The organism is Halorubrum salipaludis (assembly GCF_002286985.1).
GTDB classification, from domain to species: domain Archaea; phylum Halobacteriota; class Halobacteria; order Halobacteriales; family Haloferacaceae; genus Halorubrum; species Halorubrum salipaludis.
Genome location: NZ_NSKC01000004.1, coordinates 332,778 through 356,306 on the forward strand (window position 1 = coordinate 332,778; position 23,529 = coordinate 356,306).

Annotated in this window: 26 protein-coding genes; 11 read left to right on the forward strand and 15 right to left on the reverse strand. The window is 68.3% G+C overall.

Annotation, left to right across the window (positions count from 1 at the left end; translation table 11 throughout):
• Positions 1–14: 14 nt before the first annotated feature.
• Both CK500_RS09660 and CK500_RS09665 read left to right on the forward strand, forming a co-directional pair.
• Positions 15–1,442, forward strand: coding sequence for a cytochrome P450 (locus CK500_RS09660; protein ID WP_095637018.1), 1,428 nt, complete (start codon positions 15–17; stop codon positions 1,440–1,442).
• A gap of 3 nt (positions 1,443–1,445) precedes the next feature.
• Positions 1,446–1,658, forward strand: coding sequence for a hypothetical protein (locus tag CK500_RS09665; protein WP_095637019.1), 213 nt, complete (start codon positions 1,446–1,448; stop codon positions 1,656–1,658).
• Between the two features lie 508 nt (positions 1,659–2,166).
• Here the strand turns inward: CK500_RS09665 and CK500_RS09670 are convergent.
• On the reverse strand, positions 2,167–2,772 hold the full coding sequence (locus tag CK500_RS09670) for a 2'-5' RNA ligase family protein (RefSeq protein WP_095637020.1): 606 nt from the start codon (positions 2,770–2,772) through the stop codon (positions 2,167–2,169).
• Positions 2,773–2,775: 3 nt separating this feature from the next.
• Positions 2,776–2,979 carry a DUF7554 family protein gene (locus CK500_RS09675; protein WP_095637021.1) on the reverse strand — a complete coding sequence of 68 codons (204 nt, stop codon included), beginning with the start codon at positions 2,977–2,979 and terminating at the stop codon, positions 2,776–2,778.
• A gap of 98 nt (positions 2,980–3,077) precedes the next feature.
• Here CK500_RS09675 and serB point away from each other — a divergent pair, with 98 nt between their 5' ends.
• From serB to CK500_RS09695, 4 genes are all read left to right on the forward strand, one after another.
• Positions 3,078–3,722, forward strand: a complete 645-nt coding sequence (serB, locus tag CK500_RS09680) for a phosphoserine phosphatase SerB (protein ID WP_095637022.1) — start codon at positions 3,078–3,080, stop codon at positions 3,720–3,722.
• A 116-nt stretch (positions 3,723–3,838) separates the two neighbouring features.
• Positions 3,839–4,681 (forward strand): lycopene cyclase domain-containing protein, encoded by an 843-nt coding sequence (locus CK500_RS09685; RefSeq protein WP_095637023.1) that lies wholly within the window; start codon positions 3,839–3,841, stop codon positions 4,679–4,681.
• Positions 4,674–5,777: a Brp/Blh family beta-carotene 15,15'-dioxygenase gene (locus CK500_RS09690; RefSeq protein ID WP_095637024.1), complete on the forward strand. Its 1,104-nt coding sequence runs from the start codon at positions 4,674–4,676 to the stop codon at positions 5,775–5,777. Before CK500_RS09685 ends, CK500_RS09690 begins: the two co-directional genes overlap by 8 nt.
• Positions 5,778–5,850: 73 nt before the next feature.
• Entirely contained in the window at positions 5,851–6,411 is a 561-nt protein-coding gene (locus CK500_RS09695) for a GNAT family N-acetyltransferase (protein WP_095637025.1), read from the forward strand.
• A 152-nt stretch (positions 6,412–6,563) separates the two neighbouring features.
• On the opposite strand, the gene CK500_RS09705 is transcribed toward CK500_RS09695, so the two are convergent.
• Positions 6,564–7,451 (reverse strand): YkgJ family cysteine cluster protein, encoded by an 888-nt coding sequence (locus tag CK500_RS09705; protein WP_095637026.1) that lies wholly within the window; start codon positions 7,449–7,451, stop codon positions 6,564–6,566.
• A gap of 467 nt (positions 7,452–7,918) precedes the next feature.
• Positions 7,919–8,596: a class I SAM-dependent methyltransferase gene (locus CK500_RS09710; RefSeq protein WP_095637027.1), complete on the reverse strand. Its 678-nt coding sequence runs from the start codon at positions 8,594–8,596 to the stop codon at positions 7,919–7,921.
• Positions 8,597–8,735: 139 nt separating this feature from the next.
• Here CK500_RS09710 and CK500_RS09715 point away from each other — a divergent pair, with 139 nt between their 5' ends.
• The gene (locus CK500_RS09715) at positions 8,736–9,179 is read left to right on the forward strand and encodes a DUF2391 domain-containing protein (protein WP_095637028.1); all 444 of its coding nucleotides are present in this window, start codon (positions 8,736–8,738) and stop codon (positions 9,177–9,179) included.
• Between the two features lie 24 nt (positions 9,180–9,203).
• Here the strand turns inward: CK500_RS09715 and CK500_RS09720 are convergent, their stop codons facing one another.
• Positions 9,204–9,719, reverse strand: coding sequence for a magnesium transporter (locus CK500_RS09720; RefSeq protein WP_095637070.1), 516 nt, complete (start codon positions 9,717–9,719; stop codon positions 9,204–9,206).
• A gap of 98 nt (positions 9,720–9,817) precedes the next feature.
• Positions 9,818–10,390 carry a magnesium transporter gene (locus CK500_RS09725; RefSeq protein WP_095637029.1) on the reverse strand — a complete coding sequence of 191 codons (573 nt, stop codon included), beginning with the start codon at positions 10,388–10,390 and terminating at the stop codon, positions 9,818–9,820.
• A gap of 137 nt (positions 10,391–10,527) precedes the next feature.
• Here CK500_RS09725 and CK500_RS09730 point away from each other — a divergent pair, with 137 nt between their 5' ends.
• Positions 10,528–11,109 (forward strand): DUF7090 family protein, encoded by a 582-nt coding sequence (locus tag CK500_RS09730; protein WP_095637030.1) that lies wholly within the window; start codon positions 10,528–10,530, stop codon positions 11,107–11,109.
• Positions 11,110–11,143: 34 nt separating this feature from the next.
• On the opposite strand, the gene CK500_RS09735 is transcribed toward CK500_RS09730, so the two are convergent.
• Both CK500_RS09735 and CK500_RS17860 read right to left on the reverse strand, forming a co-directional pair.
• Positions 11,144–12,028, reverse strand: a complete 885-nt coding sequence (locus CK500_RS09735; protein ID WP_095637031.1) for a DUF7089 family protein — start codon at positions 12,026–12,028, stop codon at positions 11,144–11,146.
• Positions 12,028–12,117: a hypothetical protein gene (locus tag CK500_RS17860; RefSeq protein ID WP_449404437.1), complete on the reverse strand. Its 90-nt coding sequence runs from the start codon at positions 12,115–12,117 to the stop codon at positions 12,028–12,030. The genes CK500_RS09735 and CK500_RS17860 overlap by 1 nt, the downstream gene beginning before the upstream one ends.
• Before the next feature lie 117 nt (positions 12,118–12,234).
• On the opposite strand from CK500_RS17860, the gene CK500_RS09740 reads away from it, so the two are divergent.
• Entirely contained in the window at positions 12,235–12,648 is a 414-nt protein-coding gene (locus CK500_RS09740; RefSeq protein ID WP_095637032.1) for a hypothetical protein, read from the forward strand.
• 98 nt (positions 12,649–12,746) lie between these two features.
• Here the strand turns inward: CK500_RS09740 and CK500_RS09745 are convergent, their stop codons facing one another.
• From CK500_RS09745 to CK500_RS09760, 4 genes are all read right to left on the reverse strand, one after another.
• A complete protein-coding gene (locus CK500_RS09745) occupies positions 12,747–13,928 on the reverse strand; it encodes an aspartate kinase (RefSeq protein WP_095637033.1) in 1,182 nt (393 codons plus the stop codon).
• Between the two features lie 284 nt (positions 13,929–14,212).
• The gene (locus CK500_RS09750; protein WP_095637034.1) at positions 14,213–15,016 is read right to left on the reverse strand and encodes an OapC/ArvC family zinc-ribbon domain-containing protein; all 804 of its coding nucleotides are present in this window, start codon (positions 15,014–15,016) and stop codon (positions 14,213–14,215) included.
• The gene (locus CK500_RS09755) at positions 15,017–15,430 is read right to left on the reverse strand and encodes a DUF2073 domain-containing protein (protein WP_095637035.1); all 414 of its coding nucleotides are present in this window, start codon (positions 15,428–15,430) and stop codon (positions 15,017–15,019) included. It abuts the gene before it with no gap.
• Complete coding sequence (locus CK500_RS09760; RefSeq protein ID WP_095637036.1) at positions 15,430–16,071, reverse strand: Era-like GTP-binding protein; 642 nt, start codon at positions 16,069–16,071, stop codon at positions 15,430–15,432. Before CK500_RS09760 ends, CK500_RS09755 begins: the two co-directional genes overlap by 1 nt.
• A 1,234-nt stretch (positions 16,072–17,305) precedes the next feature.
• Between CK500_RS09760 and CK500_RS09765 the strand changes: the two genes are divergently transcribed.
• Complete coding sequence (locus CK500_RS09765; protein ID WP_095637037.1) at positions 17,306–19,063, forward strand: Cdc6/Cdc18 family protein; 1,758 nt, start codon at positions 17,306–17,308, stop codon at positions 19,061–19,063.
• 49 nt (positions 19,064–19,112) lie between these two features.
• On the opposite strand, the gene CK500_RS17380 is transcribed toward CK500_RS09765, so the two are convergent.
• Positions 19,113–20,297: a S24/S26 family peptidase gene (locus CK500_RS17380; RefSeq protein ID WP_198951540.1), complete on the reverse strand. Its 1,185-nt coding sequence runs from the start codon at positions 20,295–20,297 to the stop codon at positions 19,113–19,115.
• Between the two features lie 121 nt (positions 20,298–20,418).
• Here CK500_RS17380 and CK500_RS09775 point away from each other — a divergent pair, with 121 nt between their 5' ends.
• Positions 20,419–22,128 (forward strand): DNA-directed DNA polymerase II small subunit, encoded by a 1,710-nt coding sequence (locus CK500_RS09775; protein WP_095637038.1) that lies wholly within the window; start codon positions 20,419–20,421, stop codon positions 22,126–22,128.
• 234 nt (positions 22,129–22,362) lie between these two features.
• Here CK500_RS09775 and CK500_RS09780 read toward each other — a convergent pair whose 3' ends face one another.
• Positions 22,363–22,995, reverse strand: coding sequence for an IMPACT family protein (locus CK500_RS09780; protein ID WP_095637039.1), 633 nt, complete (start codon positions 22,993–22,995; stop codon positions 22,363–22,365).
• Positions 22,992–23,522, reverse strand: coding sequence for a hypothetical protein (locus CK500_RS09785; protein ID WP_095637040.1), 531 nt, complete (start codon positions 23,520–23,522; stop codon positions 22,992–22,994). The genes CK500_RS09780 and CK500_RS09785 overlap by 4 nt, the downstream gene beginning before the upstream one ends.
• Positions 23,523–23,529 lie beyond the last annotated feature (7 nt).

The window sequence follows — 23,529 nt, forward strand, 5'->3', positions numbered from 1 at the left end:
ACCCTGCTTCTCGTATGTCCGCAACGCCGCCCGGACCCATCGGCGACCCCCTCGTCGGCAACGGTCGCCAGTACGCCGACGACCCGTTCTCGTTCATGCGCGCCTGCGCCGACAGCTACGGGGACGTCATTCGGTTCGACCTCGGCCCGCGCGAGACGTACCTCCTGACGAACCCCGCCGACATCGAGCGCGTGCTCGTCGCCGACGCCGAGCGGTACCGCAAGCCGCAGTTCGGCGACGGCGCGATGGACCGACTGCTCGGCGACGGCCTCCTGATGAGCGAGGGGGAGACGTGGCAGCGCCAGCGGCGACTCGCGAACCCCTCGTTCCACAGCCGCCGGATCGGCGCGCTCGCGGGGACGATGGTCGATCACACCGAGTCGCAGCTCGCCGACTGGAGCGACGGGGAGGTCGTCGATATTCAGTTGGAGGTCGCTCGCCTCACGGTCAAGATCATCGTCTCGGCGATGTTCGGCGCCGACATCACCGACGAGGAGGTGAAAACGGTCCAGGAGAAGCTGGAGCCGCTCGGCGCCCGGTTCGAGCCGGACCCGCGGCGCTTCCTGATCCCGGACTGGGCCCCGACCCGCGAGAACCGCGAGTTCGCGGCCGCGGTCGACACCCTCGAGTCCGTGATCGACGGCATCGTCGAGCGCCGGCGCGGAACCGAACGCGACCCCGCCGTCGACCCGGCCGGGCCGGAGGGCGTCGCGGTGCGCGGCCCCGCGGGGGACGGCGAGGGCGGGGGCGGGAGCGGGAGCGATGACGGCAGTGGCGACCTCCCGATGGACCTGCTCTCGGTCCTGCTGCGCGCCCGCGACCGCGGCGAGCAGACCGACGAGAACCTCCGCGACGAGCTGGTGACGATGTTACTGGCCGGCCACGACACCACCGCGCTCGCGCTCACGTACACCTTCTACCTGCTCTCGAACCACCCCGAGGCCCGGAAGCGCGTGGCGAGCGAGGCCCAAGCGGCAACGGGGGACGGTGCCCCCACCGCCGCCGACGTCCGCGAGATGGAGTTCACGGAGCGCGTGCTCAACGAGTCGATGCGGCTGTACCCGCCCGTTTACACCCTGTTCCGCGAGCCGAAGCTCGACGTGAAACTGGGGGGATACCGGATCCCGGAGGGGTCGGCGCTGATGTGCTCGCAGTGGGTAGTTCACCGCTCGTCGCGCTGGTACGACGACCCGGACTCGTTCGACCCGAGCCGGTGGGAGCCCGAGCGCCGGAGTCAACGTCCGCGGTTCGCCTTCTTCCCGTTCGGCGGCGGCCCGCGCCACTGCATCGGGAAGTCGTTCTCGCTGTTGGAAGCCAAGCTGATCCTCGCGAAAGTCTGCTCGCAGTACGAGTTGGAGTACGAGGGCCCCGACCTCTCGCTGCGCGGCTCGCTGACGATGCATCCCGACCACCCGGTGCCGATGCGGATCCGCGAGCGCTGAGTCGTGGCGAGCGACGGGGCGTCCTACTGCCGTCGCTGCGGCGAGCGCCTCTTCCGGGGCGCCGTCGCGAGTCGGCAGCGCGCCTGCTGTCTCAACGCGACGCCGATCGCCGGTGTCTGCCCGACGCACGGGCCGCTCGGGCCGCATCACGCGGTCGACGATCCGGGAGAGTGCGACGGCGCGGAGAAGGGTGACGGGAAGCGGGACGACATTTGAGAACGACCGCCGACGGCGACGTGGCACTTAAACGGATGGCGGTGGCGCGCGCCTCCGAGTGGCCGCCAAGGGCGGCCACGAGGAGCGCGTGCGAGGGAGTCGGTGGTCCAGAGCGAAGCGAAGGACCACCGACGAGGCTGGGGAGGCGTGAGGTGCGGGGCGGTTGCGGAGGGGCGGGACCCAAAGGGGCAGTCGCGAGGCGGGCGCAGGTGACGCAAGGACCGCAGGGAACGAGCGAAGCGAGTGACCGAGGACCGCAGCGAACGTGCGCCCGCCTCGCGACTGGGGCTTTGGCGGCGTTCGTGTCGATCGACTACTTATAAGTGTCAGCGTACAGCCGAGCGACTGGGGCTTTGGTGGCGTTCGTGTCGATCGACTACTTATAAGTGTCAGCGTACAGCCGAGCGACTGGGGCTTTGGCGGCGTTTACCGCCGATCCGACAACAACCGTTTATAAGCGGGCGGCCGAGGCGCTGAAGCGAACCGCGACCGATCCGAACGCGGCCGCTTACAGCTCGATCGTCGCGGCGACCTCGCGGAACTCGGGGTCGTACAGGTCGAGCGCGTGGACGCGCCACCGGATCGGCTCGAACTCGGCGTCGACCAGCCCCGCGACGACGCCCGGCTCGGGGTTCCCGCCGCGGGCCACGGTAACGTGGGTCGTGTAGTCGTCGCCCTCGATCCCCTCGACCGCGCCGTAGGCGGCGCAGAGCCGGCGATGAACCCGGATGAGCGGGTCGCTCTCGACGGCCAGATACAACACCGGTCCCGACCCCGACGCGGGCGCGTCGAAGACGTCGATCCCGGTCACGGCGACCGGGAAGGGGTCGGTCCCCGCGAGCAGCGGGTGGAGATCCTGACGCAGGGCGTCGAGCGCGTCGGGTTTGGGCGGCGACGGTCCGGCGGCGGGAGAACCGGGTGACGCGTCCGGTCCGGTCCCGCCGCTTCCGTCGCGGTGGTCGCTCGCGACGCGATCGGGCACGTCCGCGACGCCGAACCGCTTGCAGACGAGCGTGTGGCGATCGCGCACCCGCTCGAACCCCGATAATTTCGACTGGAGGTCCGCCGCGAGCCGATCGACGGCGGGCGCGATCGGGACGTTCAGGCTGAACACGCCTCAGATCCGGTCGGCGAGCCGTAAGGCGATCAGCACGACGATGACGACGACGATCAGCCGCGGGATGGCGTCGACGAGCGCGAACGTCAGATCGAGCACCGTGTCAACGATCTCCAAGAGAAGCCACGCGATCGCGAGCACGAGGATGACCTTCAGGAGGTCGTCGACGTCGACATCGGCGCGGTCCGCGTCAGTTCGGTCCATACCGAGGGCGACGACCGCGACGGGGAAAAAGCCCACCGGGGACGCGGAACCCTTGCGCGATCAGGTGCTTCAAAACCCCTCCACGCCGAACGGGACCCATGAGTCTCATCGCGTTCGACTTCGACGGCACGCTCTCCGACTCCGAGATGACGGTCCTGCTGGCGGAGCGCGCGGGCGTCGCCGACGAGGTCGCCGAGATCACGGAGCGGGCGATGAACGACGAGCTCAGCTACGCCGAGAGCCTCTACGAGCGCGCGGAGCTGCTCGGCGGGCTCGACGAGGACGAGGTCGCGGCCGCGTTCGACGAGGTGGCGCTCCGGCCGGGCGCCGGCGAGCTGATCGAGCGCCTGCAGGCCGAGGGCCACCACGTCGCCGTGCTCACGGGCGGGTTCGAGCGCGGGGTGGAGCGCGCGCTCGCGAAGCAGGGCGTGGAGGCCGACACGATCGTCGCCAACCGCCTCCCGATGGCCGGGGGGAAGCTCACGGGCGAGGCCGAGGGGCCGCTCATCGAGGGGACGAAGGACGACGCGCTCGCGGCCCTCGCCGACGAACTGGGGATTCCGATGGCCGAGACGGTCGCGGTCGGCGACGGCGCGAACGACCTTCCGATGCTGGAGGTGGCCGGGGTCGCGATCGGGTTCGTCCCCAAGGACGCGGTCCGGCCGGTGTGCGACGCCGTCGTCGCCTCGATGTTCCGGCTCGGGAAGGTGCTGGAGGGGTACGACGTGCTCCCCGCGGAGTAGTCGGCGATCGCCGGGGGGTCCGGGAACTCCCCCGCCCGGACCACACTGTGTGGATGAGTCCTTAATAAGCGGCGGAGCGAACGGAACGGTATGAACGGCGCCGCCGAGGTGAGCAGATGCTGCCGACGCTGACGTATCTCCAGTTCCACCTCGTCTTCAGCCTCCCCGTGGTCGCGGTCCTGTGGTACGTCGCGCCGCGGTACGACCCCGTTCGCCGGCGGCGGGCGACGGCCGGGATCGCGATCCTCGTCGCCATCGCCTACGCGTACACGACCCCGTGGATCAGCTACATGATCCGGCGGGGCGCGTGGTGGTACGCGGACGGCGCGGTGCTCGTTCGGGCGCTGTCGATCCCCCTCGGCGAGTACCTCTTCTTCGCCGTCCAGACCGTCGTCACCGCGTTCGCGCTCCACCTGATCGGGTTCGACCCGACGTTCCGCGAGGGCGACTTCGATCGGCGGCCCCGGGTCGCCGGCGTCGTCGCCGGCGTCGCGATGGTCGGCGCGGGGCTCTGGCTCGTCTCCCTCGACCCCTCGTACCTCTATCTCGGCGGGCTGATCGCGTGGGTCGGCCCGGTCGCCGCGCTCCAGTGGGCGGTCGGCGGCGGCTACCTGGCCCGGACGCCGCGGGTCTGGATCGCGGCGACGCTGATCCCGGCCGCGTACTTCTGGGTCGCGGACCGGATCGCGATCGAGATGGGAACCTGGCGGCTCTCGCCCGATCTCACGACCGGCGTGGCCGTCCTCGGGCTCCCGATCGAGGAGCTGCTCTTCTTCGCCTCGGCCGGCGTGATGACCGTGAACGGGCTGGTGCTGTTCGAGTGGGTGCTCGACTGGAACGACCGGCGCGGACGGGCGGCGGGGTCGCCGACGGGGACCTCCGGGCCGGAACCGGAGGCGGAAGCGAAACCCGAACCGGAGACGGGCGAACCGGAGGCGAGCGAACCCGCCAATGACTGAGCCCGCGAAGGGGTCGACCGCCCGTCGCGACCCGGCGGCGTCGGGCGAGCGCGACGAGCCGGCCCGATCGACGGTCGACCGGTGGTTCGCGCTGTACCCGGCGCTGGCGCTCGCGGCGCTGTTGCCGGTCGGCGCCGCGACCCCCCTGTTTCCGGTCGAGCTCGGCGTCGCGACGTTCGCACTCGGCACGCTCGCGGTCGGGATGGCCCACGGCGCGGTCGACCACCTCGTTCCGCTCCGGGCGGCGCCGGGGGTGTCGCTTCGGCGGTCGATCGCGGTCGTCTCCGTCGCCTACGCGGTCCTCGGCGGAGCGGTCGTCGCCGCGTTCTTCCTCGCGCCCGTCGCCGCGTTCGCCGGGTTCGTCGCGCTCACGTGGCTCCACTGGGGACAGGGGGACGCGGCCGCGCTCGCGCTCGCGGGCGTCGAGCACCTCCCCACCTCGGCGGAGCGGTGGCTGAGCCTCGTCGTCCGCGGGGGGCTCCCGATGGGCGTCCCCCTGCTCGCGCACCCGGCGGAGTACCGGCTGGTCGCGGAGTGGGTCGTGGGGTTGTTCGTCGCCGAGCCGGGCGCGGCGGCGGCCGCGGTCGACCCCCTGTTCGTCCCGGAAACGCGGCTGGCGGTCGGCGGGGTCGTGATCGCGGCGACCCTCGCGTCGGTCGGGGCGGGATACGTGCGGGTCCGGGGCGGCGCCTCGCAGCGCGGGTGGCTCCGCGACGCCGGCGAGGTCGCGGTGCTGTGGGCGTGGTTCCTGCTCGCGGCGCCGGTGTTCGCGATCGGGGTGTACTTCGCGCTCTGGCACGCGCTCCGGCACGTGGGGCGATTGACTCTCGTCGATCCGGGCGCCGCCGGAGCACTCGCCGCGGGCGACGTTCGGCGGGCGCTCGCGCGGTTCGCACGGGACGCGGCCCCGCTCACGCTCGGCGGGTTCCTCGTCGTCGGGACGGTCGGGCTCGCGGCCCCCGCCGGCGTCGCCGCACCGGGCGACCTGCTCGCGATGTCGCTCGTCGGCATCGCGGCGCTGACGCTCCCGCACGTCGTCGTCACCGCGTGGCTCGACCGGCGACAGGGGATCTGGCGGCCGGGAACCGGCGGGTAGGGAGCAGTGGGCGGTGACGGGTCGGGGCCGACACCGCACCGTTCTTGCACGCGGGGGGCGTACCGCGCGGCGAATGGACGAGATCGCGATCCGCGACCCGCGGCCGAGCGACGCGGACGAGCTGGAGGCGCTCATCACCGCGCACTTCAGCGAGGGGAGCTCGTACGGCGTCGACCTCGGGCTCGACGACCCGACGTACCACGTGCTGGTCGCGGTGGACGCCGACGCCCCCGACGAGCCGCTCGGCGTGATGGCGCTCCGCGAGTTCGCGGACCCGGCCGCGGTCGCCGACGAGATGTACTTCTTCGACGACCCCGACCTGATCCCCGCCGCGGACCGGTACGGCCACCTCGAGATGGGATACGTCAAGGACGGGGCGACCGGGCGGGGGATCGGGAGCCGGCTCCTCGACAGGCTCCACGGGATCGGCGCGGAGCGCGGCGTCGACCTGTACCTCGCGGACTCGTGGTACCACGGCGGCGACGACTCCCCGGAGAAGCTGTTCGACCGCCACGGCTACGAGACGGTCCACCGCGACCCGATCGACCGGCCCGCCTCGGAGTGCCCCAAGTGCGAGACGGAGTGCACCTGCGAGGCCGCGCTCGCCGTGCGGCGGGTCGACGCGGGGGAGTAGTCCGGGATCGCCCGCCTCGGCCGACCTCAGTCCTGCCCCGGCCGACCTCAGTCCTGCCCCGGCCGACCTCAGTCCTGCCCCGGCCGACCTCAGTCCTGCCCCGGCCGACCTCAGTCCTGCCCCGGCCGACCTCAGTCCTGCCCCGGCCGACCTCAGTCCCACCCCGGCGTCTCGGGCGCGCCCAGGTCGTCCTCCAGCTCGCGGACCAGCCGCTCGCGGGCGTCCGCATCGATCGCGACCGGGTCGCCGTCGCCCGCGGATCGGTCGCTCCACGCCCGGATCGCTCGTCCGGCCCACGAGTCAGCGTCGCGGGCGCGGTCCCGGGCCGCGGCCATCCGGTCCCGGTCGACCGAGAGGGAGCCGGGGCTGGAGCCGACCGCGGTCCCGACGAACCGGGCGCGGTCCTCCGGGGTGAGCCGCGCCGACCGGATCCGGTCGACCACGCCGACGAGGTCGTCGGGATCGGGGTACGCGAAGACGGTCGTTCCGAGCGCCTGCGGGCCGAACGCGGGCGCCGGGAGGTCGGTCGGCGGCTCGCCGTCGAGGAGGCGGTCGCCGCCCCCCGCGGCCTCGACGCGCTCGCACTCGGTCTCGGCGTCGAGGTCGAGGTTGTGACCGGGGTACGTCGCGCAGGTCCGGGGGTAGCGGTCGTCGCCGTGGATCCGGCACTGGAGCGTGGTCGGGTCGAGGAAGACGCAGGCGTCGAGCCAGCGGTGCTCGTCGGTGCCGATCGGCGCGACCGGTTTGGACGGTTTTCGGAGGCCGACCACGAAGACGGGGCGGTCGCCGGCGGCCGCCACGTCGACGCCGTCGATCCGGACCGCGCCGTCGCTCTCCGCGGGCTCGAACAGCCGGGGGACCAAGGCGTCGCCGAGGCCGTCGTCGAGGAACCCGGCGATCTCGTCGCGCGTGAGCGGGGCGAGGTCGTAGACGTCGTCGAGCGGCGGGCGGCGACCGGTGCGGTCGGAGTCGGCCGCCTCGGGTGCGAGCGGTCGCCAGTCGACGCAGCAGCCGGCGCAGCCCTCGCAGCGAAGGTCCATCGTAACCGATCGTGCGAACGGCTCCCACAGTAAAAAGGGATCGCCGAACGCGAAGAGATTTATAAGTGAACGTGCGGTCGGCGCGTGCCTGCGAGGCCGCCCCGCGGCCGAGTAGCACGCGCGAGGGACGCGGCGAACGCGAGCGGCGAAGCCGCGAGCCGTGAGCCGCGAGGCTGGGGAGGCGTGAGGTGCTGTGCGGGGCGGGACTCAAAGGGGCAGCCGGTGAGGCGGGCGCAGGCGACGCAAGGACCGCAAGGAGGGAGCGTGAGCGACCGACTGAGGACCGCAGCGAGCGTGCGCCCGTCTCACCGGCTGGGGCTTTGGAAGTGATAGCCGCCGATCCGCAGTCAGTTATTTATAAGCGTCCGGCACGAGAGCCGAACGCGTTCACCGTCTATCTACCGATAGCGACAGCAGCGACGACGATAGCGACAGCAGCGACATCCGTTTATAAACAACCGTTCGCGTCAGGGAGCGACGCCGACCGTCAGCAGCGTCCCCCAGGTCCGGTACCGGTCGACCATCGCCTCGCGGGAGTCCCAGTCGTTGGTGGGGAACGCCGCGGCGTCCGGAATTTCGATCTCCCGGTCGGGGATCGCGTCCTGCTCGGCGACGTACAGGCCGGCCTCGCGGAACGCCTCGCGGTACTCGTCGCGGCTCCACAGCGTCATGTCGACCGAGATGTTCTCCTGCCACGCGTGGGTCTCCTCGCTCTCCGCGAAGTAGTTGACCGCGCAGTAGAAGGTGCCGCCGGGCTTCAGCACGCGCCGGACCTCCTCGAGGGTGTGGTGCGGGTCGGCCGCGTAGTAGAACGCCTCCATCGAGAAGACGTGGTCGAGCGAGTCGTCGGCGAAGGGGAGCTCGTCGAAGTCGCCGACGAGGAACCCGACCGCGTCGTCGTCGGTGTAGCTCCGGGCGTTGCGCGCCATCTCGGGGGCGCCGTCGAGGCCGTACGCCCGGCCGATCCCCCGCTCGCGGAGCGCGCGGAGCGCGTAGCCGGAGCCGGTGCCCAGATCGAGGACGGCGTCGCCGTCCTCGACCGGCATCCGCGCGAGGACGTGCTTTGCGGTGTGCCAGTGTCGGTCCTCCATGCCGCGGTCCTTGCCCGCCGCGGCCCACTCGTCGAACTCCTCGCGAACGCTCATACGCGGGCGGACGGGCGGGCGGGTGAAAAGCGTCGCCGTTCGGGCGATCAAAAGCGTCGCCGTTCGGGCGATCAAAAGCGTCGCCGTTCAGGCGATCAAAAGCGTCGCCGTTTTATCGGTCGCCGTCGCTTCGGGGAGTATGAAACGGCCGCGGAGCCTCCGACGCCCGAACTTCCGGATCGCGGACTCCGCACAGCAGGCGGTCGGGGGGTTCCTCCTCGCCGGCCCCTTCGTGGTCACCGAGGAGGTGTGGGTGCTCGCGGCCGGGATGAACTGGCTGCAGGGAGCGCTGACCGCCGGGATCGTCGCGCTGATCGGATACGCCGCGCTCTACCGGGCCGACACCGACCGCGACCCGGAGTCCGAGAAGGACATCGCGGGGATCCCCGTCCGGTTCGTGTCGCTGATGATCGTCGCGTTCGGCTCCGTGGCCGTCCTCGCCGTGGTGTTCGACGCCCCGGACACGTTCCTCATCGAGCAGGGCGTGGCGGGGGTCGAGCTGTGGGTCACGACGTTCAGGGCGGTCTCCGTCGGCGCGGTGTTCAGCGTGGTCGGCGCCGCGACCGCCGACAGCGTGTTCTGATCGTACCTGATCAGCGAAGCGCTCTCACACGACCGCCGAGACGACCGCGAACAGGATGAGCACCCCGGCGACGTCACAGAGGTTGGTGACCACGGGAATGGTCGTGTCGTCGGGGTTGAGTCCGACGCGGTACGACATCTCGACCGCGGCGACGCTGGCGACGACGACGAGGACGGCGAGCAGCAGCCCCGAGACGAGCGAGACGAGGAGCACGCGCCCGAGCCCGAGGGTCCCGCCGAGCGCGGCGCCGATCCCCCACGCGGCGACGCCGACCGCGCCGAAGACGGTCCCCGCGAGCGCGAACACGGCGCCGACGTTGGCCCGGAGGTCCGGGTTCGACGCCGACAGCTCGTACGTCCCGAGGTAGAGCTGCGTGGTGAGCCGCGAGCAGGTGATCGACGCGAGGTTCCCCGCCGTCCCGATCTGGACCGGGACCAACACGAGGAGCGCGGGGTTCGCCACGAGCGTCTCCTCGTAGGTTTCGAGGACCGTCCCGGAGACCAGCTGGAGCACCGACAGGGCGGCCAAAAGCGGGATCATGGTCCGAACGATCCGGCGGATAGACCACTCGTCGACGTACTCGCTGTCGCCGGCGGTTTCGGAGTCGGAGTCCCGCTGGTCGGCGGAGTCGCTCGAACTCACAGTACCGCCCCCACGACGTAGATCCCGACGAGCAGGAAGAAGATCCCGAACACGTCGCCGAGGGTCGTCACGACGGGGCCGATCACGTTGTCGGGGTCGAGCCCGCGCCGGTACCCGATGAAGATGACGGCGATCAGCACCGAGATCATGAGCACCGCCGAGAGGAAGCCGGCGACGACCATGATCCCGACCAGTTCGATGAGGTTCCCCTCGTTCCCGAACAGGCGCAGCCAGAGGTACGTGATCGCCGCGATGAACACGGAGACGGTCATCCCGTTGATGAAGGAGGCGAGGATCGCGTTCCTGAGGCGGCGGTCCAACCGGAACCGGGGCTCGATGAGCCCCTGGTGAAGGCCGGTCGAGAGCCGCGCGCCGAGCGAGCCGTAGACGCCCCCGCGGGTGGCGAGGAACGCCGGGAGCAGCAGGAGGAGCCCGGGGACCTCCGAGATCCCGGCCCGCATCGTCTCCGAGCCGAGGATCGTCCCGGAGAACAGCCCCGCGACGAGGCTGATGAGGATCACCGGGAGCGCCTGCCGGTAGACATCGCGGGCGGTGTCGTGACCGGGCATCGATCGTGTCCATGACGCCGACGGTGAAAAAACCGGACGTGACCAGCCCGAACGGAAGCGGACGGGGCGCGGAAACCGAACGACGGGCGACCGCCGCGGCCCGCACCGTTAAGTCCGTCGGGGGGGTTTCAGATCCCATGGACTACTCGCTCGCCATCGAGAACGGGCCGGAAACGATCCCCGGAGGAACCGGGCTCCTCCTCGTTCACCCGAGCATCGGCGAGACCGACCGGATCGACACGGACTTCCTGAAGACCGACACCGACGCCTTCCTCGTCGTCTCCACGCGGACCACCGCGCGCGAGGTCGAGCAGAAGCTGGAGTACTACGACGTCGACGAGACGAAGGCGACCATCCTCGACACGCTCTCCGTGGAACGGGGGTACTCCCGGCGCTCCTCGGACGACGTGTACTACGTCTCAGCGCCGGACGACCTCGACGGAGTCGTCGACCGAGTGGAGCGATTCCTCACCGAAAACGAGGGGAAGCGGCGCGTCTCCGTCGACTCGCTCACGGAGATGGCCTACTACGCCGACGACGACGCGGTGTACGAGGCGGCCGCGGACATCCTCGATCTCCTCGAGGAACACGACGCGGTCGGCATCTTCCACCTCTCCGAGGAGGTCCACGAGGTCGCGACGCTGGACCGGTTCCGAGAGCTGTTCGAGGGCGTCATCGAGCTCGACGGGGAGGGGAACGTGACCGTCGACGTGAAGTAGGGGGCTCCGACGGTCCGACGCCTCAGCTACTCGACTACTCCGACGCCTCGACCAGCGAGGCCACCGTTTTCTCCGCCCACGTCACCGCGTAGGGAGCGCCGCGGTCGCGGTACGCCGCGGTGTCGAGCGCCGCGAACGGCGCCGGCAGGTCGAGGCCGTGCCGGACCGCCGAGCAGGCGTACTCGGTCGCGCTCGCGAAGTCGGTCTCGCCGCGGGCGACTTCGCGGGAAAGCTCGCCGAGCCGCCCGTCGAGGCTGTCGCCGGCGTCGACCCACGCGTCGAACAGCCGGGAATGGGTCCCCTCCCACGACGCGAAGGCGTCGCGGGTGTACAGCCCGACCCAGGCGTCGAACAACGCGGTCGCGATCTGGAACACGTCGCTTGGGCCCAGCCCGGTCGTGGACGCGCCCGTGTCCGGGTCCGGCCGCCGGATCGCGGCGTCGAGGTCGCGGTAGCGCTCGCCGAAGAAGGGGAGGAAGCTCTCGGGGAGGGAACCCTCGGAGAGGCCGGAGCCAGCTGTCTCGTCGGGCAACGATCCCGGTGTCGGCTCGACGCCGATCTGGACCAGTCGGTCCGCGATCAGGAACGCGAGGAAGTCATCTGGAGTCCCTTCTGCTCGGTGTTTGACGAGGACCGCCTGAGGGTCGGTCTGCGTCGTTCGGACGACGGTCCCGTCCCCCGGAAGCCCCACGGTGAAGGTCGGCCCGGCGTACGCGCGGAGCAGGTCCGGCACCTCCTCGGGAAGCCATTCGACCGGAAACGACGCGGGCGAGAGCCCGTCGACGAACAGGCCGAGGTCCTCCGCGGCGGCCGGGGGGAGCGTCTCGAAGTCCGCGTCGACGTCGAGCACCGGCGATCCCGGCGCGTGGGCCTCCCGGACCGCATCGAGGTCGTCGTCGAGCGGACGCGTCGAGAACATTACGCGAAGACGTACGAGAGAATGATGAGGAGCGACAGGGCGGCCGAAACGCCGACCGTTCCGACGACGATCTTGGTGGATTTGCTCATGGGGGACTCTGGGTCCGCGCGTCGTTTAAAGCTATATTTTTCCGCGAGACAGGACCCCGTCTCGTCCGCGAGACGCCACGACATCGCTTTTATACCTGACCGCCGGATACCCGTAGTATGCGAATCCGTGACGCACTCGAATCGGACGCCGAAGCGCTGGCGACGGCGACCGATCGGCCGCGAGGGGTCGTGAAGGACATGATCCACGACCGATCGGTTCGCGTCGCGGTGGCGGGGAGCGGAGACGACGACGGCGCAGCTGTCACGGGATTCGTCGCGTTCGACGCGCGGGGCGAGACCGTACACGTGACCGACTTCGACGGCGACGACGAGGCGATCCGGCGACTGTTCGAGGAGCCCCGTCGGTTCGCTCGACGGGAAGGGATGGGGGTCGAGGCGGTCGTTCCGAACGACGAGCGCACCGGGGAGATCCTCGAAGGGTCGGGATTCGAACGGGGAGGCCCCGGACCGCGATTCGAGGGGCGCCGGACGACCCGATACGTGATCGATCCGGACGACCTGGACGGCTGAGACCGGGCGTCGGCGAGAACGTACCGTCGATCGAATCGGCTCAGCTTCGCGTCAGTCGAATCGAATCAGTCCGCCGCGTCAGCCGACAGTCCGCCGCGTCAGTCGAACCGACCCTGAACGATTTCGAGCGCCTCCTCGCGGTCGTCCCAGTCGACGAACACGGCGACGGAGGTCGCGCTCGTGATCAGGTCGATGATGTTGATCCCGTCCTCGGCGAGGGGCGCGATGATCTCCTGGATGACGCCGGACTGGTTCGGGAGCTCGCCGCCGGTCACCCGGATGACCGCGATCGGATCGGCGACGGTCACGGAGGAGAGCGCCTCGTCGTCGACGACCGCCTCGTGGAGTAGCGCCTCGGCCGTCTCGGCCACGTCAACGTCGACGTAGAAGGTGACCGAGTCCATTCCGGAGGCGACCGCGTCGATGTTGATCTCCTCCTCGCGGAGCGCGTTCGCGAGCTGCGAGAGGATGCCCGCGCGGTTCCGGATCGCGCGGCCGGCGATGGTGAGACACGCGAGCGGCTCCTCGCGCATGTCGATCAGGCTCTCGAACTCCCCCTCGATCCGGGTGCCGCCCCTGAGCAGGTCGCCGTGCTGGTAGTGGACGACCCTGACGGCGAGGTCCTCGTCCTTGTACGAGAGCGCGGACGGCGCCACGACTTCCGCGCCGCGGAACGAGAGATTCCGGAGCTCGTCGACCGTGATCCGGCCGACGTTGCGCGCACCCTCGACCACCCGCGGGTCGCCGGTCATCACGCCCTCGACGTCGGTGACGATCACGACCTCGTCGGCGTCCATGTAGTTACCGAGCATGACCGCGGTGGTGTCGGACCCGCCCCGCCCGAGGGTCGTGACGTTCCCGTCGTGGTCCTCCGCGAGGAAGCCGGTGATGATGGGGACGACGCCGTCCATCTCGGCGGCGATCTTGCGCGCGCGCTTCTTCGTCTCCTCGACGTCGACCTCGCCGAGCTCATTCGTGATGACGGGCCAGTCCGGATGCCCGGGTTCGAGGAAGACCGCGTCGACGTCGCGGACCGAGAGGGCCGCCTTGAGCATCCGAACGCTGGTCCGCTCGCCCATGGAGACGATCTCGGCGCGGTCGGCGTCGTCCGTCTCGAAGGTGATGTCGTCGAGGAGGTCGTCGGTCGTCGACCCCATCGCGCTCGCGACGACCGCGATCTCGTGGCCCGCCGCGACCGCGTTCGCGACCGAGTCGGCCGCGCGCTCGATCCGGTCGCCGCTTCCGAGGCTCGTGCCGCCGAACTTCGCGACTACGCGCATACGGCCACCTCGCTACCGGCCGACCGCGCGCTGTCGCTCAGTCGAGTCCGTCGGGCGAGCCGAACCGTTCGATGCGATCCTTCCGGGAGAGAGAGCGACCGAGACGCTGCACTGAGAGTGTGATCGGTAGACATGGGCGCCCGTAACGGAGGAAGCCGCATAACTGTGTCTTCTTCGACAAGGGTCGCCAGACGATCCGGATCGATCGCGAAACGGGGCGCTGCTCGGCGAATTTCGATCGACTGATCGGTGAGAAGGCGGAAAGAAGGACCGAGAGCGTCAGATCACTCGTCTTGGATGCCCCACGCGTCGGGCATTTCGATGACGTACCGACCGTCCTCCTGGAGCGAGATGATGTACTCCTGCCGGTCGTACAGCTCCATCAGGTTGAGCTCGTACTTCCCGGGGCTCACGATCCGGATGCTCTCGAACTGCTCGTTGAGCTCGTCGCGGAGATCGTCGATGTCGGGGCGGGGGCCCTCCGTCTCGGCCGGTGCGTCCGAATCGGGGTCGCCGGAGGCCGGGGCACTCTCGACATCTCGGCTCGCCCGATCGAGCTCGTCCGGCGAGACGACGTCCGAGCGCGCGCTCGCCTGCGCGACGTTCTCTTCGCTTCGTTCGCGAACGTGTTCCGAGTCCGACCCGTTCGGGTCCGAGCCAGATGGGTTCGGGGTCACGGACTGATCGTCCGGAGTCCCGGAATCGGGTCGGGGGGATTCGGGGGCGGCAGCGTCGCCGGCAGCGGTGGCGTCGTCGGCAGAAGTGGGGTGACTGTCCGCGGCAGGCCGGTTATCCGCGGCGGGCTGGCCGTCCGCGGGAGAAGATTGGTGGTCGGTGGGTGACTGGTGGTCGGTGGGAGACTGGCGATCGGTGGGAGACTGGCGATCGGTGGGAGACTGGCGATCGGTGGGAGGCGATTGACGGTCGGTAGCCGGCGGTTCGTCCCCGCCGGACGACGGCTGCTCGTCGGCCGTCTCGCTGGCCGGTTTGAACTGGAACTTGTTCCCGCCGCAGTCCGGACAGCCGGAGAGCATCTCCTTGGAGCCGTCGGGGAACGTGCGACCGCAGGTGGTACACTGGTGTGGCATTTACTTGCGGGAGACGAGCGTGCTGATGAGGTTCTCGTCTTTGTGCAGGGTCTCGATCTGGTTGGCCGGACCGATGACGGTGAGCTTCTGGGTCGACTTGCGGCCCATCAGCTTGTCGAGGAAGCTCTGATCGCCCGCCTCCGCCTTCGGGTACGTCTCGATCTCGATGCCGGTGAAGTCGTCGGGACTGATCTCGGTCATCGTCACCTCGATGAGCTTCGACTCCTCGTCGGGCGAGAGCCCCTCTTCGAGGATGACGATGTTGCCGTCACGGACCCCGTCGAGGATGAGCCGGATCTTCTCCATCCCGGTGAGCCCGTCCATCCGGGCCCCGCTTATCATGTCGATCCGGACCCCGTCGTCGGAGTCGTCCGAGGGAGCGTCGTCGTCGACGTCTGGGGTTGGGCCCGGCATTAGCCGAAGTACTCCGCGATCTTGGTGTACACTTCGTCCATGTTGTCTCCCTCCAGCGCGGACAGCGGGATCGTCTCGTGTTGCGGGAAGGCGTTCGCGATCTGCTGGACGTCCGATCCGGGGAGGTCCGTCTTGTTCGCGAGGATGAGCGCCGGGAGGTCCTGCGACTCGATGATCCCGATGAGCATCGTGTTCACCTGCGTGAACGGATCGGTCGTGGAGTCGAGCACGTAGATGACGCCGTCGACGTCCTCGCGGAGCCAGTGCATCGCCTCGGCGACGCCCTCGGTCGCCTCGCGGGACCGACGGACGGCGTCGTCCTTCTCCATGTCGTGGTCGAGGAACTCCTTGTAGTCGACCTTCGTCGTCACGCCGGGCGTGTCGACGATGTCGATGGTGACCTTGCGCCCGTTGCGCTCGATCTCCACGTTCTCCTTCCGGCGCGCCCGCCGGGTTTCGTGTGGAATGTGGCTCTCCGGCCCGACGGCGTCACCCGTCCAGTCGCGTGCGATCCGATTCGCGAGGGTCGTCTTTCCGGCGTTCGGCGGTCCGTAGATCCCGATCCGCTTGGGTTCGTCGGCCGCGAACAGCCCGTCGGTGACCCGTGATATGCTGTCTTTAAGATTCGTGAGCAGTCCCATCCTGACCTCCAGTCCTGTGTTCTCTCCCGGACACTCTGTGCGGTGTGGTAACGCCCGATACCGGGTATCCAGCGTGTGTTCGGGGAATTACGATAGAATCCACGCCCCTCTCACTTAAGAACTGCGTCAGACACAGCCGATTTGGCAGTATTCGGGTCGTGCGGTCGTTGAGGGACGTAATATCGAGTGTTTGTTGACTTGATTTTATTTATATATTTTTACCTATATCGGTGGGAACGTTGGAGATGCCACATATCTGAGTCGAGGGGCGTGATATCGAACGGGCCCACACTCGTTTCTGAGCTGTCGTCCCGAAACTGCCGTCTCGGACGTGCCGTCCCGTCCGTCTCGTCCGGCTGTCTTCCGACCCCGTTCTGTCACGTTGCTTCCCACGCCCTCCCCCACCCCTTCGTTTCGACTGGAGACGGCTGTCGGTGTGGGGTTGGGAACTGTCGGCGGAGGGTCGGATGTTCATACCGATCTATATTCTCTTAGTATATACAACATCAACAACAAAATAAACTATAGGGGATTGTCGAGGGCACTGTTCAAATAGTATAGCAATAAAACCACCGATATATAATAGCAGCTTCTCTCCCCCTCCCCCACCAAATTCGAGTTCCACCCGAAACGAAGGGGTGGGGGGGTCAAAAGGACAAATGACAAGATACGACGTAGAGAAATAGAATGAGAATCAAAAGGCAACGGGAGATTCAGAGACGCCAGATCGGGTCTTGCTCATTGTTTAACTCAAGAACCGACACCTCCACTTCTCGTCCAACGGTTCCCGGCTATGATTCGATCAGCTACTGTTCCGAGCACTAGCTATCGTCCCGACCAATCAGTTATCGTCCCAATCACCTAACTCATCTACCCCGTCTCTAGCCCGATCGAATACTCCCTACCGTCGTTTCGATCTGGTCACCCGTCATTTCGATCTGGTCACCCGTCATTTCGATCTGGTCTTCGTGATATTGTTAGCGTCCCATCGTTACCGTGATTTCGCCTCCGTAAGTTCGTCACCGATTCCGGCGTCGATATCTCGTTGACCTCTGACAGAATGGTCAGTTTCGGGTCCAGAGGGCAACACTTTTGTCCCCCCTCTTCATCTGGTTCGACTGCATCAACTGGACATATTCGACCGACTTCGTGGTCGAATATCGTCGTTTCAGGCCGATATACGACATCTGTCGTTGTTGCGCAGGCGGTTTCCACCTGAAACAGGGGGGTTCCCATGGACGAAGGAGAGAACACATCCCAGACCGATAAATCAGTGGACGACAGCGGGATCGGCAGAAACCTGTCCAAAACCGATGACCCTGACGACGACACTGACCGGACCGATCCCGATCTCGACGAGCCGCCTTCGGATGACCCGACGGAAACGGATTCGATGAAGTCCGATCCGGTAGATTCGGGCTCGGTAGATTCGGGCTCGGTAGATTCGGGCTCGGTAGATTCGGGCTCGGTAGATTCGGATCAGATTGAATCAAACCCGTCGGCCGACATCAACGACGTATCGACCGACATCGATGTCGGAAGCGGCGGACGTGACCGGTCTTCGACTGATGTCGACTTCGACGGCGTCGTTCTCGACGACGAAGACGAGAACCAGGGATTGTTCGACGACCTGCTCTCCGGAGAACCGATATTCGAGAACAAAGAGGTCCTGCGTCCGTCCTACACCCCCCACGAACTCCCCCACCGCAACGACCAGATCAACCGGATGGCGACGATCCTCGTCTCCGCACTGCGCGGGGAAACGCCCTCTAACATCCTCATCTACGGGAAGACGGGCACGGGAAAGACGGCCTCCGCGAAGTTCGTCTCCCAGGAGCTCGAGTCCACCTCACAGAAGTACGACGTACCCTGTGAGGTCGAGTACATCAACTGCGAGGTGACGGACACGCAGTACCGCGTCCTCGCGCAGCTCGCGAACACCTTCATCGAGGAGAACCAGGCGGTCATCGCGGATCGACTCGACCGATGTCGCGAGCTCCGATCCGGCGCCGTCGACGATCCGAGCGCCCTCGCCGACACCGAGTTCGCGACTCTCGACGAGCTCGACGCGCGGATCGAGGAGCTCGAAACCGACGCCGACGAGATGGAGGAGGTTCCGATGACCGGCTGGCCCACCGACCGCGTCTACTCGACGTTCTTCGAGGCGGTCGACTACCACGAGCGCGTGGTCGTGATCATGCTCGACGAGATCGACAAGCTCGTCGAGAAGAGCGGGGACGACACCCTCTATAACCTCTCGCGGATGAACTCCGAGCTCGACCGCTCGCGCATCTCGATCATGGGGATCTCGAACGACCTGAAGTTCACCGACTTCCTCGATCCACGCGTCAAGTCCAGCCTCGGCGAGGAGGAGATCGTCTTCCCGCCGTACGACGCGAACCAGCTCCGCGACATCCTCCAGCACCGCGCCGATATCGCGTTCAAACAGGACGCGCTCACCGACGACGTGATCCCCCTCTGTGCGGCGTTCGCCGCGCAGGAACACGGCGACGCCCGCCGTGCGCTCGACCTGCTCCGGACTGCGGGCGAGCTCGCCGAGCGCTCGCAGGCCGAGATCGTCGCCGAAAAACACGTCCGGCAGGCCCAGGACAAGATCGAACTCGACCGCGTCGTCGAGGTCGTCCGAACCCTCCCGACTCAGAGCAAGATCGTCCTGTTCGCGGTGATCCTCTTGGAGAAGAACGGGGTTCACAACATCAACACCGGCGAGGTGTTCAACATCTACAAGCGGCTCTGCGAGGAGATCGACGCCGACGTGCTCACCCAGCGCCGCGTCACCGACCTCATCAGCGAGCTCGACATGCTCGGGATCGTCAACGCCGTCGTCGTCTCGAAGGGACGCTACGGCCGCACGAAGGAGATGGGCCTGTCGGTCCCCGTCGAGGAAACCGAGGCCGTCCTCCTGTCCGACTCCCGGCTCGGCGATATCGAGAACGCACAGCCGTTCGTGCAGGCCCGATTCGACAACTGAGGCGCCTTGACCTTGATCCGGGCCTTCTGCTTTCTCTCCCGATTTCGCTTCAGCCGACCGCGCCTCCGGTTACATCTCCACCTGAAACGATGGGCCTCTCATCTGGAGTTGCTTCTCCGTTGACGCCTCCGACGCCGACGCTCCCCACCTGTACCCCTCGCATCGCGACGGTCGTCCCCAGCACGTCGCCCGGATCGGCCTGTCCGGTCGCGATCAGCCGGACGTAGCCGAGGTACGGCACGCGGACGCGCGCGACTCCGGTCACCCAGTCGGCTCTGACCGGCGCCGCGAGGCCGTTCGCCTGATCGTACGCCCCGTTGTTATCGCCGAGTGTGATGAACCCGTCGTGGGGAGCGGGACAGTGGTTGAGATCGCCGCAGTCGGCGGCGCTGTGGTACCGATCGTCGGCCCGGTCGTACCAGTTCTCGCCCTCCTCCACGCGAAACATCGCCCGGTGGATGATCGGCGAGGCCGTCCGGCCGGGCGGCCGATAGATCACCACCGAGCCGTAGGACCCGAACGTTCGATAGTCGGCCTGCTCGCCGACCTCGTGGGTCACGACGCCGATGTCGTTGTCGGCGGCGTCGGGCGCAAGCCGCCCCGGCTCCGTGACGAAGACGAGGTCGCCGACCTCCATGTTCGGCTCCATGCTCCCGGACTCGACCGCGACCATCGGCGGCCACACGCCGCTGACGCCGAACAGGATCAGCCCGATCACGAGCACGATGGCGACGCTGGAAAGCATCTCGCGGATCCACATCAGCGGTCCCTCCCTGTCGTGACGGAACCGGTACAGCACTCCCCCGTCTGAAGCCTTCTGATTCCCTCTCGGTTCGGGCTCCGGCTGGTTCGTTTCTAGTTCCGGGCGTCTCGCTCCGGTCACCTCCCGGTCCGCTTCGGTCGTCGCCCGGTCCGCTTCGGTCGTCGCCCGGTCCGCTTCGGTCGTCGCCCGGTCCGCTTCCGTCCCGTCGTTTCCGCTCCCGTCGCTCTCGGTCTCGTCGTTTCCGCCGCCGTCGCTTCCGGTCTCGTCGCCCGCTCCGACAGCCGCAGGATCGTCGGCAGCGCCTTCGCCGCTGTCGCGGTCGGATCCGCCGGTAGAGCCGTCACCGGCAGTGGGACCGTTTCCGGTAGCGGGGTCACTCCCGGCGGAATCGTCGCTCTCGACGTCGCTGTCCGCCGACCCGGTCTCCCGGTCGGGTCCGTCGTCCTCGCCCGACCGATCCCCTTCGTCCATTACGTTCGGGTTGACGGGTTTCGGTCATAAGCTTCCGGGTCACGTCGCCGCGGTCGGGGCCGATCTCGGGGAACCGACGGGCTCCGGAACCGTTTTGAGCCGCGCTCCCGTTTCGGATGTCGTGCCGCTGGAGTCGAACGCCCGGATCGTCAAGGAGCTCGCTAGACGCGGATACAACGCCGAACGCGAAGCGATCACCCTCCTGGCGAGCGCATCCGACTCCGCCGCCGCCGTCGAATCGGTCGTCGATCACGCCCCGGACGACGCCCTTCGTATCACCGCCGACCACGTTCGCGCCGTCACGGGCGATCGGTCCGCTTCCGGCACCGATCCGACGGCTTCAGGTACCAACCCGACGGCTTCAGGTACCAACCCGACGGCTTCAGGTACCAACCCGACGGCTTCAGGTACCGATTCTGCCGGCTCCACCGACTCCGACTCCGCCGATTCCGGAACCACCCGAACCCATAAATCCACTCCGAACCGAACCGGCGACGAAACGCCGTCTGCGACCTCTACAGCCCAATCTCCAGTCGAAACAGAGGGGTCTCCTTCGGACGCCGGATCCACCACCGACCACGACGCTGTCGACCCCCCCGCCGATCCCCCCCACCACGACCCCGACCTCCGAGAGCTGAGGATCGGCAACGACATGACCGGTCGGAGCACCGGAACGGGCGAATACGGGGACTTCGTCCAGACGTTCCGCGACCGCTACGAGCGGCTCTCGAAGGTGCTCCGCGGCCGCGTCAACCACCGCCCCGCCGAGGCGATCGCGGAGATGCCCGGCGGGAGCGACGCCGCGATGATCGGGCTCGTCAACGACGTCCGATCCACGAAATCCGGCCACTGGCTCGTCGAACTGGAGGACACGACCGGAACGTTCCCCGCGCTGATCATGAAGGACAAGGGGCTCGCCGACCTCGTCGACGAGATCCTGATGGACGAGTGTCTCGCCGTCGAGGGGACGCTCGCGGACGACTCCGGCATCCTCTTCGCCGACTCGCTCCACTTCCCCGACGTTCCGCGAACCCACCGGACGGGGGCGGCCGACCGTCACGTGCAGGCCGCGCTGATCTCCGACGTCCACGTCGGCAGCGACGAGTTCATGGCCGACGCGTGGAGCAGCTTCACCGACTGGCTCCACACGCCCGAGGCCGAGCCGGTGGAGTACCTGCTGCTCGCCGGCGACATGGTCGAGGGCGTCGGCGTCTACCCCGACCAGGACGAGGAGCTGGAGATCGTCGACATCTACGAACAGTACGAGGCGTTCGCGGAGCACCTCAAGGAGGTGCCGGCCGACACCGAGATCGTGATGATTCCAGGCAACCACGACGCCGTCCGGCTCGCGGAGCCCCAGCCCGGGTTCAACGACGAGATCCGCTCCATCATGGACGTTCACGACGCCCAGATCGTCTCGAACCCAGCGACCGTCACCGTCGAGGGCGTCGACGTGCTGATGTACCACGGCGTCTCGCTCGACGAGGTGATCGCGGAGCTCCCCGAGGAGAAGGCGAGCTACGACGAGCCGCACAAGGCGATGTACCAGCTCCTCAAGAAGCGGCACGTCGCCCCGCAGTTCGGCGGTCACACCCGCGTCGCGCCGGAGGAGCGCGACTACCTCGTCATCGAGGACGTGCCGGACGTGTTCCACACCGGTCACGTCCACAAGCTCGGGTGGGGGAAGTACCACAACGTCCTCGCCGTCAACTCCGGCTGCTGGCAGGCGCAGACCGACTTCCAGAAGTCCGTCAACATCGACCCCGACGCCGGCTACGCCCCCATCCTCGATCTGGACACCCTCGAGATGACCGTCCGGAAGTTCGCGTAGCGGCTCTCGGCGATCCGTACTTCCAGCACCTCGTCCGACGATTGAAGTACCAACCCGCGGCCACCCCCGCCGTGACCTGACCGCGGTCCGCGGCGCACTGGGCGGGAGCGCGACGCACCGCCGCGGACGACCCAATCGGACTCGAACCCGCGCGTCGCCTGTTCGCCAGCGACGGTCCAGCTACCGACATGCTCGCTACCGACCCCCCGTCGCCGACCGCCACCACCGATACGACTACCGATCGATCTCGACCCGACCGCTGGTCGCGCTGTTGAGCCGCTCCACCAGCGCCCCCACCTCGGCCACGGGGACCCGAAGCGCGAACCGCACGCGCTCGTCATAGTCGGCGTCGAACTCGACGCCGGACGACTCGATCACGCCCCGCACGGTCCCGGAGTCGTCGTATTCGGTCTCCACGACCAGCCGCCGGTGCGGCCGCTCCTCGATCACGCCGGCCTCGTCGACCCCGTCTTTCACCGCCCGCGAGTAGGCGCGCGCGAGTCCCCCGACGCCGAGGTTCGTCCCGCCGTAGTACCGGGTCACCACCGCGACGACGTTCCGGATCTCGCGCTGCTGGAGCACGTTGAGCGCCGGCTTCCCCGCCGACCCGGTCGGCTCGCCGTCGTCCGAGGAGTACTCCCGAAGCATGACCTCGCTGCCGCGCGTCCGGGCGGAGGCCTCGCCCGCGGGGACCCGGTACGCCGGCACGTTGTGAGTCGCGTCGTCGTACTCGGCGCGGACGCGCTCGACGAACTCCTCGGCCGCCGCCACCGTGTCCGCCGGCGCGACGTGCCCGAGGAACTCCGAGCCCTGCACCTCGAACGTCGCCGTCCCGGACTCCGCGACGGTCAGGTACGTGTCGCTCATGCGCGGGGACTTTGATCTTCTCCGTCGGTCGGTTCCCCGTCAGTCGCTTCTCCGTCGGTCGGTTCTCCGCCGGTCGCTTCGCTCCCGGCCTCCTTCACCCGTTCGACCACGACGCTCGTCGGCGGCGCGAGTCGGTACAGCGCGAGGAACGCGACGACGCCGACGACCTCAGCGCCCTTGCCGACGATCGCAAGCGGGTCGCTCGCGAGCGCCGCGGCGGTCCCGCCACCGTGCCACCACGCGTAGCCGACGAGGAACGCCGCGAGGGTGCCGGCGCCGAGCGCGTACAGCCGCCGGTACTCGTCCGCGCGCAGGGTCGCGGCCGCGATCGCGACGGTGAACACGCCGCCGAGGAGGAACACGTAGGGCCGCGCGTCCGCGGGCTCGACGAGCCGCGGCCACGCCCACAGGAGGTGGACGGCCGCGCTCAGCGCCGCGGTCTGTGCCGCCACCGCCCGAAGCAGGCGTTTTCGGGTCGTGTCGCGCCCGGCGAACTCCCGGTCCGAACTGCTCTCGGTCGTGCTCATCGGGTCG

Excerpts from the sequence above, each read along its gene's own strand:
- CK500_RS09710 (WP_095637027.1), bottom strand. The coding sequence starts at position 8,596 with ATGAGCGTTCGCGAGGAGTTCGACGAGTGGGCCGCGGCGGGCAAGGAC.
- CK500_RS09720 (WP_095637070.1), bottom strand. The coding sequence starts at position 9,719 with ATGATCCCGCTTTTGGCCGCCCTGTCGGTGCTCCAGCTGGTCTCCGGG.
- CK500_RS09755 (WP_095637035.1), bottom strand. The coding sequence starts at position 15,430 with ATGCCGGGCCCAACCCCAGACGTCGACGACGACGCTCCCTCGGACGAC.
- CK500_RS09685 (WP_095637023.1), top strand. The coding sequence starts at position 3,839 with ATGCTGCCGACGCTGACGTATCTCCAGTTCCACCTCGTCTTCAGCCTC.
- CK500_RS09785 (WP_095637040.1), bottom strand. The coding sequence starts at position 23,522 with ATGAGCACGACCGAGAGCAGTTCGGACCGGGAGTTCGCCGGGCGCGAC.
- CK500_RS17860 (WP_449404437.1), bottom strand. The coding sequence starts at position 12,117 with ATGAGCAAATCCACCAAGATCGTCGTCGGAACGGTCGGCGTTTCGGCC.
- CK500_RS09675 (WP_095637021.1), bottom strand. The coding sequence starts at position 2,979 with ATGGACCGAACTGACGCGGACCGCGCCGATGTCGACGTCGACGACCTC.
- CK500_RS09735 (WP_095637031.1), bottom strand. The coding sequence starts at position 12,028 with ATGTTCTCGACGCGTCCGCTCGACGACGACCTCGATGCGGTCCGGGAG.
- CK500_RS09695 (WP_095637025.1), top strand. The coding sequence starts at position 5,851 with ATGGACGAGATCGCGATCCGCGACCCGCGGCCGAGCGACGCGGACGAG.
- CK500_RS09780 (WP_095637039.1), bottom strand. The coding sequence starts at position 22,995 with ATGAGCGACACGTACCTGACCGTCGCGGAGTCCGGGACGGCGACGTTC.
- CK500_RS09725 (WP_095637029.1), bottom strand. The coding sequence starts at position 10,390 with ATGCCCGGTCACGACACCGCCCGCGATGTCTACCGGCAGGCGCTCCCG.
- CK500_RS09760 (WP_095637036.1), bottom strand. The coding sequence starts at position 16,071 with ATGGGACTGCTCACGAATCTTAAAGACAGCATATCACGGGTCACCGAC.
- CK500_RS09750 (WP_095637034.1), bottom strand. The coding sequence starts at position 15,016 with ATGCCACACCAGTGTACCACCTGCGGTCGCACGTTCCCCGACGGCTCC.
- CK500_RS09705 (WP_095637026.1), bottom strand. The coding sequence starts at position 7,451 with ATGGACCTTCGCTGCGAGGGCTGCGCCGGCTGCTGCGTCGACTGGCGA.
- CK500_RS17380 (WP_198951540.1), bottom strand. The coding sequence starts at position 20,297 with ATGGACGAAGGGGATCGGTCGGGCGAGGACGACGGACCCGACCGGGAG.
- serB (WP_095637022.1), top strand. The coding sequence starts at position 3,078 with ATGAGTCTCATCGCGTTCGACTTCGACGGCACGCTCTCCGACTCCGAG.
- CK500_RS09765 (WP_095637037.1), top strand. The coding sequence starts at position 17,306 with ATGGACGAAGGAGAGAACACATCCCAGACCGATAAATCAGTGGACGAC.
- CK500_RS09745 (WP_095637033.1), bottom strand. The coding sequence starts at position 13,928 with ATGCGCGTAGTCGCGAAGTTCGGCGGCACGAGCCTCGGAAGCGGCGAC.
- CK500_RS09715 (WP_095637028.1), top strand. The coding sequence starts at position 8,736 with ATGAAACGGCCGCGGAGCCTCCGACGCCCGAACTTCCGGATCGCGGAC.
- CK500_RS09660 (WP_095637018.1), top strand. The coding sequence starts at position 15 with ATGTCCGCAACGCCGCCCGGACCCATCGGCGACCCCCTCGTCGGCAAC.
- CK500_RS09690 (WP_095637024.1), top strand. The coding sequence starts at position 4,674 with ATGACTGAGCCCGCGAAGGGGTCGACCGCCCGTCGCGACCCGGCGGCG.
- CK500_RS09740 (WP_095637032.1), top strand. The coding sequence starts at position 12,235 with ATGCGAATCCGTGACGCACTCGAATCGGACGCCGAAGCGCTGGCGACG.
- CK500_RS09730 (WP_095637030.1), top strand. The coding sequence starts at position 10,528 with ATGGACTACTCGCTCGCCATCGAGAACGGGCCGGAAACGATCCCCGGA.